This window comes from Bradyrhizobium sp. MOS002, from assembly GCF_003020115.1.
Lineage (GTDB): Bacteria > Pseudomonadota > Alphaproteobacteria > Rhizobiales > Xanthobacteraceae > Bradyrhizobium.
In genome coordinates this window covers 1-14,254 of the sequence record NZ_PYFX01000041.1, presented here as the reverse complement: position 1 = coordinate 14,254, position 14,254 = coordinate 1, and the positions used below count along the sequence as shown (strand labels likewise).

Genomic DNA, 14,254 nt, shown 5'->3' with positions numbered 1-14,254 from the left:
AACGCCTGTGCTGACGCATAGACGGCGACCTCATAACCGGCGTGCTTCAAGTGACGCTCCATCGCCGTCAGAAAGGATAGATCGTCGTCAACAATATGCACAAGCCCCTGCACCGGTCCCCCTCCGTTGAAAAGAGGGTACCGGGAAATTCAGAGTAATTGAGTATCTTTTTTTCCTCTTTGGGGGCATGGCTGATCTGTCCGTTCGAAGACGACATGCAGTTTGTGCCACCGCTGCGTTACCTGCCGTCTCGTCGCGTCGCGGTGGTGACTATGACGCGGTGACGGTGCGATCCGTGGCCCGTGCGGCGCGCCGTTGCGCCTCACATCGGCCTTGGCTGCACGGCCCTTGAGGCGCTGACCGTCGAGGGTGACGACCCCCATCGTCGGTCGCCAAGGTACTTTGGGCCGTGTGACTAACTGGCGGGACCGCGCGACCGTATCTTTTGAGGGTATCTGGTCCCAGAAATCCGTGGTTGTTTGCAGGGGCGGCGCGTCCTACTCAAGCGTCGGAAGCGACCAAATTCCGCGGCGCTGCGAAATGACGCGAATGGGAGAAATGGCTACTCGTGAATAGCAGTCATAGGCAGTTGTCACGCAAGGTGCAGGAGAAAATAACCCATCCTGAAACGACGGCCCAACAGCTCGGCAATCCATAGGACCAGCGCGGTAGCGCGAAATCGCGGGATTGCAGGAAAGCATCAAAAGCGATGAAGAGCAGCAACGGCCCAAATATAACAATGAGGTTGATCGCTATTTCCAACCAGCATTAGCTACAGACGCATCCGTTTCATCGAGCGTTTCTCGCATTGGCGACCTATATAGGCCATGCGCTTACAGCGTGCATGGTCAATGCGAATCAGCCGAACTTCCCAGACGTCGTCTCGACCACTGTGAGTAATTCGCGACCGGGTCGCGACTGCGGCCAGCCCAGCCATGTCCGCTATGCGGCCAAAGCGGAAATGAGGTATCCTTCCGCAACGCAACAGGAACGAACACGATGGCTGAGACCGTCACTAATGAGCGCCCGACCGCCGCCAGGGCGGCGGTCTCTCGAAAGCGATCCGCTAAGCCGACGACCGTCAGCGCGTCGGCACTGGCGCTGCACCTCGATTGCAGCCGGACCTACGTCGGCAAGCTCGAAGCCGAAGGCGTGATCCTGCGCCAAGCTGAGGGCTTCCCGCTCGATCAGAGCCGCGCTGCCTACCTGCGACACTTGCGGCGCGAGCGTCAGCAATCGCCCCGCGCGGAAGCGGACGCTGATCACGTCAAAGTCAAGACCGAGATGCTGCAACTGCGGCTCATGGAAAAGAAGCGCGAACTGGTGCGCCGAGAGGATGTCGATGCGCTGATCGATGGGATTGCCGGTGTCACCCTGACCGCATTGTCGAGCCTGCCTGCGCGGTGCGCACCGCGTGGTGATCTTGCGATCCGGCGCAGCATTGAGCGGGTCGTGTTCGAGGTGCGCACCGAGATTGCCAACGTCTGCCAGCAGATGGCCGACAAGTGCGGTGAGCCGCCGCTCGATGAGCAGGACTGACTGACGGAGGAGGAAACCTCATTGTATCCGCTACTTGATGAGGTCGGTTAATCGTGTCAGCGTACTGCTGGCACGTTCTTGTGCCATCTTGCCTTTTCGATTGAGCCTGCATGTTGAAGACGATCACACTATCGATGTGTGCGGCACTCCTTCTGCGGGCGACATGCCATGCGGCAGAGTTGACGGGAAACACCGCATTCGGCAGCGCTCCAGCCGCGCCGACGCCGGATTTCCAGTCGCTTCGGATCAAGGGGCTTACCGTAGCGCTGCCCGGCCCGCAGGATACCATCGATCCTGATTTCGCGGGCATTCGATCAAGTCTCGCAGCGCTCGGGATCGGATACATCGGCTACAGCAACAACAATTTTTTCGACAACGTGCTCCCTGCGGAACAGAGTACGCTCGGCAAGCAGGTCTATAACGGTCAGAAGCCGACTTTCTTCACGAATAATGTGATGCAGATGACTTTCGACCTCAGCAGATACGGTATTTCCGACGGCAGATCGTGGTTGGCGGCATCTACAATTTTGACACATGGGACCCCGGCGGGCCGAACGCGTTGAGCCTCGCGACAGTCAGCTATTATCAGACCTTCCTGAACAAGCAGGTAGAGTTGAAGGTTGGGTATCTGAACAATGCTTTCGAATATTGGGGAGGCTTTCTGGCGGGCAATTTGTCGTCCAGCATCTTTGGACCGAGCGGATCAATAACGGTGGAGGCTGGCCTTAGCGCTTATGCTTTGACGAAACCGGCCATCAACATCAAGGTCAATGGTCCCGGCGGACTTTACAACAAGTTCGGCTTGCAGGTCGCGAGCAGTCCCGATGGTCCTGTCGCTGAGAAGACTGCTAACCCGACCGGCCTCGACTGGTCCACACCGAACAGCGGGGCTCTCGCAATCGACGAGGTTGGTTATCGCAAGGAGGCCGCCCCCGGCCAGCTTGCGACCTGGGTGCGTGCCGCAGGGATCGTCAACTCCAGCAGATACGTCGATTTCGAATTTGGCGGACGGAATACCGGCAACTACGCAGCTTATCTTCTGGCGGATCGACAATTTGTCCAATTGGCCCCAGTAGAAGGTCAGGCCGCGAGGGGATGGTATGCGGGCGCCAGCGCAATGTTCGCGCCGCCGCAATTCAATCGCGTCAGCCAGTATTATGAGGCACGCCTTTACGGGATAGGCCTTCTGCCGTCCCGGCCAAGCGATATGGTATCCTTGGTTTTCTCCCGAAATGTTTTTAGCGACTATGTGGTCGAAGCCGCATTGCGGAGCGGCCAACTCGCGCATACCGGCAATTTTTCGGTCACCGCAGCATACTATGCGTCAATCGCGCCCGGAATTCGTGTTGGCATCGGGCTCGGCTACACCAATAATCCCACGCCGGTGATCTATACACCCCAGACCGGAAGTGCCCTCAATCTGTTGGCCAACGCGGTCATCTACTGGTAAGGCAATGCGGGCGATGAGGCAGCTACGTTGGATCCTCTAACCGGGCGATGGGAAATCCTGTACCGACTGGTCGCGCCCCATGGGGGCCGCATGGCCGCATCACGCACCCCGAGGCGGCTTGTCTATATGTGGGTCGCCGCCGTCGTCGTTCTTTTGGTCTCAATTGGCGGGACTACGGCTCAGTCTAAGTCTGGCGAAACTGCCGCTAAGCCGAAAACAATCCTGCTCCTTCGTTCGTATGGCCAGAATTTCGAGCCGTGGGCCGTTTGGGGCAAGGAAATCTGCGATGAAATGGTCCGACAGTCGCCATGGCCGCTTGACATTCAAGACCATTCCATCGTCACGGCTCGGAATGGCGACACGGCAACTGAAGCCAAATTTGTTGAATATCTTGGGGCGCTCTATGCTCAATCGCCGCCCGATTTGATCGTTTCTCTTGGTGGACCCGCGGCTCGCTTCGTCCAGCAACACAGGCCGGACCTGTTTCCGACTACTCCGATGCTGCTCGCGTCAGTCGATGTTCTCCGGATTGAACCATCCATGTTGTCCGAGCAAGACGCCGTGGTTGCGTTGCGGAACGATCATGTGGCTGTTATCGAAAACATTCTGCGGCTATTGCCGGAGACGAAGACAATCGCGATGATCATCGGAAACTCTCCCGCTGAGCGATTGTGGATTGGCGACCTGCAACAGGAACTGAAGCGGCTGATCGAGAAGAACAAGGTTGAATTGATCTTTTACAACGAGCGGCCCTTCGCGGAGATTTTGAAAGCGGTTGCGAAGTTGCCGCCGCATAGTGCAATCCTTTTTCAGCAGCTGATGGTGGACGGCGCAGGTGCCGTCTATGGAGACAAGAACCCAATCAAGCGCATCTCCGAGGTCGCCAACGCGCCGATTTTTAAGATCAACACGCCTCTCGGTAGAGATGTCGCTGTTGGCGGCCCGATGTTTTCACCGGCCGAGGCTGCTCGCCCTACTGCTGCTGTTGCCGTGCGAATGTTGGGAGGCGAGAAGGGAAGTGACATCAGGGTTCCTCCGATAGAACTCCCAGCGCCGAAATACGATTGGCGGCAACTTGAGCGCTGGAACATCAGCGAGAGCCGCCTCCCGCCGGGGAGCGAGGTCCTGTTTCGGGAGCCGACGGCATGGCAGCGTTATTCGTGGCAAATCGCGCTCACGCTCGCCGTTATTCTCGTGCAGGCTGGGCTTATCTCGGCCCTGCTAAGTCAGCGTCGTGGGCGTTATTTGGCCGAAATGCAGGCGCGGCAGCGCATGAAGGAACTTGCGCACGTTAACCGCTTCTCGACGGCAGGCGAACTTACCGCAACAATTGCCCACGAGATCAATCAGCCGCTCGGCTCTGTGCTGACGAATGCCGAAACGGCACAGGCAATTCTGAAATCTTCGAACCCTGACATCGTGGAGCTGAATGAGATCGTTGACGATATTGTACGGGATAACCGACGCGCAAGTGACGTCGTTCGAAAGATACGTGACGTGATGAAAAGGGCACCCTTCGACCCGAAAAACTTGGACTTCAACGAAGTCGTGCGAGATGCCGTCGAATTTCTTTCGGCGGTGGGGGTCGGGCGGAAAGTCGAATTGAAAACTTTCCTCGCGCCCGCCGCACTCCCAATCATCGGAGATCGCATCCAACTCCAGCAAGTCGTTACCAACTTGGTCGTTAATGCGATGGACGCGATGGCAGACGTGCCCGGTGAAAATCGGATCGTCAGCATCCGGACTTCGCGCGTCGAAAAATTTGCTCAGCTATCCGTGTCTGATCGCGGCCATGGCATTCCCGAAGACAAACTGAAAGAGGTCTTCGAGCCGTTCTACACCAGCAAGGCCGAAGGCATGGGCATGGGGTTGTCCATCGCGCGCACCATTATCGAGGCGCACAATGGGCATATTTCGGCAAGAAATCGGGATCACGGCGGGGCGACGTTCCGGATCAGGCTTCCTCTTGTTGGTTGAACTAAATCGGTGATGAAGGCGATGCCCGTGATCCCGACGACCGACGAAGAGTGGGACTTGTGGATGCGGGCACCGTGGGATGAAGCCAAGGCATTGCAACGACCGCTGCCGGATGACGCGCTCAGAAACGAAACGCCGATGCGCGAAGCGCTCAGACCTCGCTGCCAAGTCCGCTTCCAGCTTCGCCGCAGTTTAGGCGACTTACTTCCCTTCCGATTTTACGACGAGAGCAAGGCTCTCAAGTTGGTTTGCTAGCGCCGTCCAGCTACGCGAGATGCTCAACAACAACGTCCTTTGGCGGTCGGAATTTCTCGGATTAGCTCCAAGAATTTTGTGGTGTGCCGCGTACGCTCTGCACTGTTCGACTGTAGGCATTTGAGGCCCCCTTCACCCAGCCTCGCGGCCCTTGCAGTGATGAGGGCAAACATTATGCTCTGCTTGCAGTTGCAACCTCTAACGGCTCTTGCCGAGACCGTCAGGCTGTCCAAGCGGACACTTTGTCGGGCACCCGACTTATAACGTAAGGCTGGTGCATCACGCACTGCCAGCGGCCTAGGGACGGGACGGATCTCCAGCATGACAAACTTGAAATCGAGAGCCCTCTATTTGCTTCTTCTCTTGGGCCAACTGACAGGAGCGCTCTTTATTATCTTGGACGGACTGCCCGAATTTAGACATTTGGTAATCCATCCAGGTGAGCAGCTGCCGTTCGAACGTTCCGACAATCTTGCAGCGCCAATCATGATTGTTGTGATGCAAATCGCCTATTGGTATCGGCTGCAACGCGTTCCGCTTCCCCCTCAGCGCTCCAATCCCATCTTAAGTCACCTGTTCCTGTTTCTAGGGCGCCTTGCTTTCATTTTCGGTGGGTCGCTGTTCGGCGTCGTGTTCTTCAGACATTTGCCCGAGATCAATCAAGGTGCCGATCTTTGGCTCATGTCCCGACGCGGGCTGCAACTCGTAGCGTCACTGTTTGCCCTATTCTGTGTCACGCTTGAACTCGAACGACTGGGGCGTGCGCTTGGAGGCAGCCAGTAGGCCGCGGTCGCAGCTGCATTGGCACAAGGTGCACTAGCCAAGCACTGGGATTGTGCTTGTCTGGGGTGCGCCTCGCCGATCTTTCCAGCCCCCAAGCTTCCTAAGCTTGGCGAGAACGTAGAAGGCCCCGGCGTGGTCAGCAGCCTTGTCGGGGCCTGCTAACGCGAGAGACAGCCGAGACGATGGACGCAGAGGAAGATCGCCAACGGGGTTTGGAGCTGGGGCGCCGATGGGCGGAGCATGCTTCAGCACATGAGCTTGCGACCATGGTCAGCGGCTCGTTCGATGATCTCAGCGAGATACTGCCAGAGGACGTGTCCGACCATTTCGTCGGCGGCTTTCGCGAAGGCGTGTTGCACGTCTGGCGCGGCGCTTAGGCTCCAGCAACACGGGGGCGCTAGGTCCGGGAAACCGAAGCGCCCGCATGTAAACTGTCTTACCGCCGAACACCGACGCGATTGACGCCGCCATTCATATTGCCACCAGCGTTGTGACGGACAGCGGCACGCGCCACAGGGCGAGGCCTGAGCACGACGCCTGCCCGGGCAACGCACCCGCCAGGATATCCAACGTAGGTGCAGTACACGACCGCGCTGGCTGGCGCTGCATTCAGCGTGAGGCCTGCAAGCCCCAACAGAACGCTAGCAGCAAGCCCGGCTACTGTTGCTGACTTGATCGAAAGACGCTTCCTCGAATGCATGGCGGCTCCTCGCGCACTTGTGGAACTGAAAGATGATTGGAGCCGTCACGATGCGGCTCAACAGAGCGTGGGCATCCCTGGATTCGCTCACGTTGACCTAGATCAACGGAGCCCCAGTTCGGCGCTATCGGTTGTTCCAGCCCCCGTTCCGGCCATGGCTCAATGAAGACAGACGGACGCTCGCGCTTGATCTAGCTCAACGCATCCTGTGGTCGTGCAGAGAGCGTGGTGGCGTGAAATCACCCGTCAAAAAACGCGTCGGTAAAAGGCGCCGGCTGTCGCGCACAGAACTGGCGCGCCGGATCATCACCGACTACGCCGACCAGTTGCGGGCCATCATCAAGCAACTCCGCCGCCGCCTGCATTAGCCCTAATCGGTCTGAGGCCGGAGATTGATCACGGCACCAACGCCTCCATCGCCGGGTGTGAGCGGTTCTTGACCTTGATCCATTGTTCGCTGCGGCCGGCGCGGTACCAGCTGTCGCGATGCTTCGACACCAGCCCTCAAGGTCAAGCTGGCAGACGTGGCGGAATAGGTCCGGGCCGACCTCGCCCTGCTCGAACGCGCGAGCTGGATGCCGTCGACCGGGCGCGCCAGCAGCCGCGCGAGGTTGGTTTTGCGCAGGCTCCAGGGCGACTTGCTCAGGATCTTCATTCAGCCATTCGACCGAGCGTTGCCTTGTGCATCCTATACTCTCCCGTTCCGGAACCATATGCTGTCTGTGCAGTTGTTCGCTAATCCCCGCCATTGGAGCCCACGATTTGCAAAGCCCTCGGTCAAAGCTTGACGGGATCGGAGATACCGCGCGACTTCAATTGCTCATCGACGCAATCGTGGACTACGCCATCTACATGATCGACTTGGACGGCACCGTCCGCAGCTGGAACTCTGGTGCCCAGCGATTGAAGGGCTACTCGCCTGATGAAATCATCGGCAAGTCGTTCGCCTCGTTTTATACCCCCGAAGATCGTATCAAAGAGTTGCCACAGCGCGCCTTGAGCGTTGCTGCCCAAGAAGGCCGCTTTAACGCTGAAGGATGGAGAGTCCGCAAAGACGGGAGTCGGTTCTGGGCCTCTGTGATCATTGACGCTGTCCGTAATGACGGCGGTGAACTTATTGGCTTTGCCAAAGTCACGCGAGACATCACCGAGCGGCAGCAAGCCCTCGAAGAACTTCTCCACAGTGAGCGGCGTTACCGCCAGCTAATTGAAGCCGTGGTCGATTACGCGATTTTCCAGCTGGACCCGCTTGGAAACGTGACGACCTGGAATCCCGGAGCGCAGCGAATCAAAGGCTACGCGCCGTCAGAAATCATCGGCCGACACTTTAGCGCGTTTTATACTCCCGAGGATCTCGAACTCGGAGTGCCCAAGCGAGCGCTTGCCGAAGCCGCGGAACATGGCCGCTTCGAAGCGGAGGGATGGCGAGTACGCAAAGATGGCTCCCGCTTTTGGGCGTCAGTCATCATTGATCGCATCACGGATGAGGCTGGAAACGTCGTTGGATATGCAAAGGTCACGCGCGACGTTACGGACCGGAAGAAGGCCGAGGAGGAGTTAAAGCACGTCCAGCACCAACTGGCGGCATCTCAAAAACTCGAAGCCGTGGGGCAACTCAGCGGTGGTATCGCGCACGACTTCAACAATTTGCTCATGATCGTTCTTGGCAACCTCGAAACAGCTGAACGGCATGCCAAGTTAGCCGGACCCAACCTGAACCGCGCCCTCGCAAACGCGAAGCGAGGCGCGCAGAGAGCCGCGGCGTTGACCAGTCGCTTGCTCGCGTTTTCTCGACGGCAGGCGCTGGATCCTAAACCGGTGAATGTGAACAATTACATCAATGGCCTTCAGGAATTCCTGCAACGCACGCTCGGAGAGCGCATAGAAGTCCAGACCGTCGGGAGTGCGGGACTATGGCAAATCGAAGCGGACGCCAATCATCTGGAGTCAGCCATCGTCAACCTCGCGATCAACGCTCGCGATGCCATGCCTGAAGGCGGCAAGTTGACCTTAGAAGCTGCCAACATCTCCGCTGACGAGGATTACTGCCGTCTCAATCCTGAGCTAGCGCCTGGGCAATACGTCGCCATTTGCGTGAGTGACACGGGAGGCGGAATGTCGCCAGACGTTCTCAGTCACGCCTTTGAACCCTTCTTTACTACGAAAGATCCGGGCCACGGCACGGGTCTTGGACTTAGCCAGGTCTATGGCTTCGTCAAACAGTCGGGAGGTCACGCAAAGATCTATACCGAGGTGGGGCAAGGCACCACGATCAAGATGTACTTTCCACGCTTCACCGGGAACGCACGACCGGAGGAAATCGTACCTGAGGAACGCGCAGAGGGTGAGATTTACGAGACGATTCTCGTCGTCGAGGATGACGAAGATCTCCGGGCCTATATTTCCGACGTCCTGCGCGATCTCAATTACCGCGTCCTTACGGCTCGCAGTGCTCAAGCCGCTCTGACTATTCTTCTTCAGGACGACTCCAAGGTGGACCTTCTCTTGACGGACGTTGTCATGCCAGGAATCAACGGACGCGAACTTGGAAGGCGCGCGCATCAAATTCGACCAAACCTAAAGGTCCTGTACATGACGGGGTATTCGCGCAATGCCGTCGTCCATCAAGGCAGGTTGGACGAAGGCGTAAATCTGCTGGAGAAACCAATTTCCCAAGCAAAACTCGCGTTGCGCGTGAGGGAAGTTCTCGACCAGAATGAATGACCTGACTGGCGATGCCAGGCTAACCTACGACGAGAGAAATAAAGTTCTAGCTCGATCTGAACCGTCAATTAGGCGGCTGCAACCCGGGAGATGTTAGCCACTCGCTCATATGCGAACCGGTTTCCGCTTGCCGAGCCTTTCGGATCAGTTCTTCGCGGGCAGCACCTGGAGGAAGTTGCAAGGCCTCCTCGCGAAGACGCTTCGCTTCCTGGCTCAGCCGTACTTCAAGGGAGGTAGATTGGATAATCCTGTTTCGCTGGGCCATCTCGTTTCCCAATCGATACACCGGGGCGTAACGTACAAAGTTAGTTCCGGTTCCGTCAAAGGTCGGGGTTGCGCCGTGAGCCAGCCGCTCACAGCTTCCGTCCGGTGTTCTGCTCGTGATCATCGCTTGCATCGATGGCTTTCAACCACAAAGGAATTACATCCGGAACCTCTCAACTTCACGTATGTTAAAACGGAGAGGTTCTTTCATGACCCATACAGTTCTGGTCGTCGATGATGATGCCGACGTGCTCGACGTGATCGCGAGTATGCTCGAAGACATTGGTTGCGACGTGGTATGCGCACACAGCGGCGATGAAGCTCTGGAAACGTTGGCGCGCCAGCAAAACATTTCGATCTTGATCACCGACATCAACATGCCCAACATGGATGGCCATGAACTGGCGGAGCGTGCCACGCGCATTCGTCCGACGCTCAAGGTTCTTCAGCTATCTGGCCGCGAGCGGAGGCGTGATGGCTTCCCGATGCTCAGGAAGCCGTTCTCTGAAGAAGACCTCGCGCGCGTGATGCAACAGACGACTGGCGTTTGTTAACGCAACAGAGTGGCTAAGCAGCGTTCAAGCTCCTCGATTGTGAAGGGCTTTTGAAGGACCGGATAATTCCGAAATCCTTCCGGCACGCCGTCCGCCCATATCCGCTCGCAAACGCAAACGGAACGCTTTTGCTTTGCAGCGCCTCCGCGATGGAGACAGAACTATCGTCGCCAAGCTGGATGTCGAGGATGGCGGCATCAGCGCCCGGCCGAGAACTGAGCAAAAGCCCACTGTGCAAATCGTTAGCCTCCCCAGCGACGCTATGACCTAGCTCGACGAGCATGTCCGCTATCATCATGCGTATGAGCGCTTCATCCTCGATCAGAAGCACAGATGCCATAACACTACCCCCGCCCGCATTGTCATTGCGCCTGCAAAACATTCGTGTGACCGTACTTGGCCCACGGCTGACCGATGCCCAATAGTGAGATCAATGACCGTTTTCTCGGGATCCGTATTCGCAATGGACGTTGACGGCAAAGCTACGTTCGCCTTCGAGGCGAAGAATTTCTCCGAGGCCTTCGAGTTATGCAAAGAGGACTGGGTTCGCGAGGACCTGATCACGATGACATCGAACGGCGTCCCGCTTTGCTCCTCCACGGCGAAGTTGACAATTCGCAGAGCCGATGAAGCCGAGATTATCATCTATCGAGACGTCGCTATCCAAGCTCAGAACGAAGACTTGGTCCTAGCATATCTTGTCGATTTGGACCGCGCTTAACGCGCAACGGCTCGAAAGCGGGTGTCGAGGCGAGCGTAGCTCGGCGTTCGGCTAACACCAGCTGATATCAATGACCGAAACTCGCAAGAGCGAAAAGCCACAGCCGACGTGCTCCCACTGTGGAATTGCTTTAGGATTGAAGAACCTCAAAAACGACCACAGCGGCGGAGCACCACACGATGTGCAGCGTCTCTAACTTCGATCTTTGTCGCCCAACTCTTTAGCTCGTCCGCATCATGCAGGATGGCTTCACCTAGGGCGACCAGGGCTTGCTTTCCTGCCGCGCGCAGATCCGGCAGGTCGATGCCTTCGTCGTCGATGATAATCCCGCCAACATGGTGAACGTCGAAGTAAAAACGTGGCATGGGGTTCAAATCGGCGCTGTGCCGGATGGTTCCTAGCGTCGCGCCGGGCCGCCCGGATCTCGCGTGGCCGTCCGCTCACTGTAGGAGAGCAGGTTTTCTCGTTGCACGGTCGCCTCCGCCCGGGCCATCGCTGCATTGGTACGGGCAAGGCGGAGAAGGGTACGTTGTTCGCTCAGAGCGAGGCGAAGCGCACGGGCCTCGTTGCGCAGCCTGCGGCTCTCCTCTCGCGCAACTTTGGCCTCGGTGAATATCGAATCGATCATGCGCCACCATGGCGCGGATGGGGGTTTCTGCATTTAAGTAAGTTATGGCAGCATGCCGCGAGCTGTCGAAGGCGCGTGCTTGGCCTAGACGAAGTTCCATCGCCGCATGCCACATTCGCATTTGTTCCAGTATAGCATGGCGTTCGCGGCGAAGTCGGATCGAGGTATCTATCGCTCGTTGCGCTCGATCTAAGAGCTCGAGGGTTTCACTGCGGAACGGCAGGGCCATGACGTGTGCTCCCGTCGAGGCGGGAGCACAACTGGTCTCTCAGGCACCGACGCCTATGGACAAGCCTCTGGCCGGCGATGCTTAACGGTGCGCCACATCGGAGGGTACTGCAATCGAATACGCACTCTCTCAGAAGTGCAGCTTTTGGCGGAGCTTCCTGATCAGTTCGCGGAGGTTTGCGGCATAGTCCTCGATGATGCGCCTCCTAGACCGGTTGCTTGTGGCAGGTCGGCTAAGGGCCACAAGCAGGCATGCCAAATGATCAGCCCCCGCTCAAGCCTAGCGCGCGCACCGGTGAAGTTCACTCGGGCCTCAAAGGACCGCACTGGCAATGGACGATCTTGCCACGAGCTTTGAACGTGAACGAAGCCTGCTCGCGACGCCGTCCGGCACAGCGTAGCAGATCACGACATCCCCGCCGTTTGTCGTCAGCGCAGCCAGCGCGCCCGCGGGCTTTTCGGCAAAACGCTGGCGCCAATACTTGTATAGCGCGGCTCGGCCGACGGTGCTCTGGCCATGGCAGTTGCATTCCAGCGCGGCATTGCCCGCGTACAGATCGATGATTGAAATGTCGCGCCCTAGGTAGGCATCAAGCCAATCAAGGGCCGCGCCCATCGGGTCAAAGGAACTCATGTCCTGGTCTTGCCTACCCAGGGCTTAGCGAAGCGACAAGTTGGGTGTCCCTTCAGGGGCTCGTCGATGGAGCGTTTCCGCTGGCGATCCTTGCGCTCTCTTGGCGCTCAACCGATGCAAGGAGGTCAAGTTGGCTCGCCAGCACTAGATAAGCATTGGAAACGCTAAGAAGGACATTGGCCAAGCGCGTCGATTTCTCGCTGTTGGCGCGTTCTCGGTATTGTTCGGCGATCTGCCGGTATTCCTCGGAGTTGAGCATCAATGCCCCAAAAGAATCGCAACTCAGGGCTTTGTTCTTCGTTCCTAGAATTGAGGACGTTCCCCTAATGATCTTCGGCCGCGTCATGCTTTCCCGTCTAAGCTCGCTTTCAAAATGACCAGCCCGACCTTAGTCAGGCGCATGCGGATGGTTGCGGATGCGGCCGTCTCGACGGCCGTCTGTGGCTCGTCCTCGATCAGTTCGTTCGCGAGGAGTTTCCAGAGCACGCGCGGCGAGACGCCATTGCGCTCGCTCTTCCAAGCGCTGCCGTTCGGTCCGTCAGTGCGAAACACTTTCTGGTCATTGGTCGCAATCATCGCGCGACGAACCGCAGGCGTGAGGTTGAATCTCTTCTGCTCTGACTGCTGCATCAAGCAAGCAAGAAAGGAAAAGCCAGTTGTTTTGTGTTGATTCAGATCAAAACGACCGCTTTCGGTCATAAGCGGTCCTGCACCGGCTGCTCGCAGCAGGTCAGCTATGGGCCACAGCGGAAGGCACTTGCGGGCTAAGAAACAGTCGCCCACTAAGGGGGCCTTAATTGTAGAGCCGCCGTCGCAGCTCCTTGATAACCTCGCGATGCGCCTCAATGTATTCTAGGAGTGCTTTGCGGCGTTCTTGATCTGGACTTCTGCGGCGCCTCGCTCAATCCGTTCGAGGGCGCCTCGGCATCCGCTAAGGTTTCCACTGCCACCTCCTTGGAGAGGAGGCCCCGGAGTGCCTAGGAGCCCGGGGCCATAACCTCAGCAGCCCTTCGAAAAGGTCGTTCGGTTACGTCTACAATTTACCAAGGTTTCGACCTGAGCTTGAGCCAGCTTCAACGGAACCGCCGACGAAACAGCTTTAGTTTCAGGAGGTCCGCATGGGGCGTTTCAACAATTCGCTCCATCATTGCGCCTCGGGCCTGTCTTCCTGGTCTTCGGGCCATCGTACTCGGCCAATAATTCGAACTGGCTCGCCAGCGTGCTGAAGGTACGCGCAATGTTCTTAAGCAGCGTGGCTTCGTTGGATGCGAGGCCCCGTACCCGCGCTCGCGTGCGGTACTGACTAGCAAACTTTCGGTATTCGCTTGCACTGAGCATTCTACCCCCAACCTTAGCAGGCGAAAGACTGCCATGCCCGGATTGTAAGGGTCTATGCACTTTGTGCCAAGCGTACCTTTGGGGAAGTCTGCCGGTTGATTATCGAATGTCCGCTGCGGGCCGATTTTGTTGCAAAAGTCGGTTGAGACAAGTCACGAACCGTGATTCCGTTGTGTTGACGCGAATCTCGGCGAGGTCGATCCATGATGGGCCGTCTGAAGAGTGACCAAGGTCAACTGTTCTATGAGTTTCGTCTTGGCGACGCGGTACCCGAAGATCATCTGCTGTCCCGGATCATTCGGCATTCTCGCGCGCCCGCAACGAGGGCTTCCGTGATGGAGATGTCACAGAGACGTAGACCTATAAGACGCTTGTAGAATCGCTCTATGCTGGCTCAGCCAAACCTTACGGGGAAAGCAGGGAATGGTTAGGCCCGGCGCGTCTTACCGGACAAGGACG

At 57.6% G+C, this 14,254-nt stretch carries 14 protein-coding genes and 2 pseudogenes; 10 read left to right on the top strand and 6 right to left on the bottom strand.

The features are described from left to right. A pseudogene (locus tag C7G41_RS38635) lies at positions 1-113 on the bottom strand (DNA-binding response regulator); the annotation flags it as partial. Between the two features lie 886 nt (positions 114-999). Between C7G41_RS38635 and C7G41_RS36210 the strand changes: the two are divergent. The 6 genes and pseudogenes from C7G41_RS36210 to C7G41_RS36185 all read left to right on the top strand — a co-directional run bounded on the left by C7G41_RS36210 (position 1,000) and on the right by C7G41_RS36185 (position 6,004). Beyond that, positions 1,000-1,539, top strand: coding sequence for a hypothetical protein (locus C7G41_RS36210; protein ID WP_106946989.1), 540 nt, complete (start codon positions 1,000-1,002; stop codon positions 1,537-1,539). A 110-nt stretch (positions 1,540-1,649) separates the two neighbouring features. Next, positions 1,650-2,102 carry a hypothetical protein gene (locus C7G41_RS36205; protein ID WP_106946988.1) on the top strand — a complete coding sequence of 151 codons (453 nt, stop codon included), beginning with the start codon at positions 1,650-1,652 and terminating at the stop codon, positions 2,100-2,102. Further along, positions 2,099-2,989 carry a carbohydrate porin gene (locus C7G41_RS36200; RefSeq protein ID WP_158268087.1) on the top strand — a complete coding sequence of 297 codons (891 nt, stop codon included), beginning with the start codon at positions 2,099-2,101 and terminating at the stop codon, positions 2,987-2,989. Before C7G41_RS36205 ends, C7G41_RS36200 begins: the two co-directional genes overlap by 4 nt. Before the next feature lie 90 nt (positions 2,990-3,079). Further along, complete coding sequence (locus C7G41_RS36195) at positions 3,080-4,966, top strand: sensor histidine kinase (protein ID WP_106946986.1); 1,887 nt, start codon at positions 3,080-3,082, stop codon at positions 4,964-4,966. 15 nt (positions 4,967-4,981) lie between these two features. Continuing rightward, a pseudogene (locus C7G41_RS38630) lies at positions 4,982-5,221 on the top strand (hypothetical protein); the annotation flags it as partial. Positions 5,222-5,542: 321 nt separating this feature from the next. Continuing rightward, the gene (locus C7G41_RS36185; protein WP_245446900.1) at positions 5,543-6,004 is read left to right on the top strand and encodes a hypothetical protein; all 462 of its coding nucleotides are present in this window, start codon (positions 5,543-5,545) and stop codon (positions 6,002-6,004) included. 436 nt (positions 6,005-6,440) lie between these two features. On the opposite strand, the gene C7G41_RS38625 is transcribed toward C7G41_RS36185, so the two are convergent. Next, on the bottom strand, positions 6,441-6,704 hold the full coding sequence (locus C7G41_RS38625) for a hypothetical protein (protein ID WP_245446899.1): 264 nt from the start codon (positions 6,702-6,704) through the stop codon (positions 6,441-6,443). A gap of 233 nt (positions 6,705-6,937) precedes the next feature. Between C7G41_RS38625 and C7G41_RS38945 the strand changes: the two genes are divergently transcribed. The 4 genes from C7G41_RS38945 to C7G41_RS36145 all read left to right on the top strand — a co-directional run bounded on the left by C7G41_RS38945 (position 6,938) and on the right by C7G41_RS36145 (position 10,967). Beyond that, the gene (locus C7G41_RS38945) at positions 6,938-7,072 is read left to right on the top strand and encodes a hypothetical protein (RefSeq protein ID WP_306768094.1); all 135 of its coding nucleotides are present in this window, start codon (positions 6,938-6,940) and stop codon (positions 7,070-7,072) included. Between the two features lie 394 nt (positions 7,073-7,466). Next, positions 7,467-9,428 (top strand): PAS domain-containing sensor histidine kinase, encoded by a 1,962-nt coding sequence (locus tag C7G41_RS36165; protein WP_306768093.1) that lies wholly within the window; start codon positions 7,467-7,469, stop codon positions 9,426-9,428. Positions 9,429-9,901: 473 nt separating this feature from the next. Continuing rightward, the gene (locus C7G41_RS36155) at positions 9,902-10,246 is read left to right on the top strand and encodes a response regulator (protein WP_063996625.1); all 345 of its coding nucleotides are present in this window, start codon (positions 9,902-9,904) and stop codon (positions 10,244-10,246) included. Positions 10,247-10,679: 433 nt separating this feature from the next. Next, a complete protein-coding gene (locus C7G41_RS36145; protein WP_063993408.1) occupies positions 10,680-10,967 on the top strand; it encodes a hypothetical protein in 288 nt (95 codons plus the stop codon). 146 nt (positions 10,968-11,113) lie between these two features. Here the strand turns inward: C7G41_RS36145 and C7G41_RS36140 are convergent, their stop codons facing one another. The 4 genes from C7G41_RS36140 to C7G41_RS36120 all read right to left on the bottom strand — a co-directional run bounded on the left by C7G41_RS36140 (position 11,114) and on the right by C7G41_RS36120 (position 13,156). Further along, positions 11,114-11,332 carry a hypothetical protein gene (locus C7G41_RS36140; RefSeq protein WP_106946981.1) on the bottom strand — a complete coding sequence of 73 codons (219 nt, stop codon included), beginning with the start codon at positions 11,330-11,332 and terminating at the stop codon, positions 11,114-11,116. 804 nt (positions 11,333-12,136) lie between these two features. After that, positions 12,137-12,457, bottom strand: a complete 321-nt coding sequence (locus tag C7G41_RS36130; RefSeq protein ID WP_146159883.1) for a nuclear transport factor 2 family protein — start codon at positions 12,455-12,457, stop codon at positions 12,137-12,139. A gap of 52 nt (positions 12,458-12,509) precedes the next feature. Beyond that, entirely contained in the window at positions 12,510-12,803 is a 294-nt protein-coding gene (locus C7G41_RS36125) for a hypothetical protein (RefSeq protein WP_146159882.1), read from the bottom strand. Further along, complete coding sequence (locus C7G41_RS36120) at positions 12,800-13,156, bottom strand: hypothetical protein (protein ID WP_146159881.1); 357 nt, start codon at positions 13,154-13,156, stop codon at positions 12,800-12,802. The genes C7G41_RS36125 and C7G41_RS36120 overlap by 4 nt, the downstream gene beginning before the upstream one ends. Between the last annotated feature and the right edge of the window lie 1,098 nt (positions 13,157-14,254).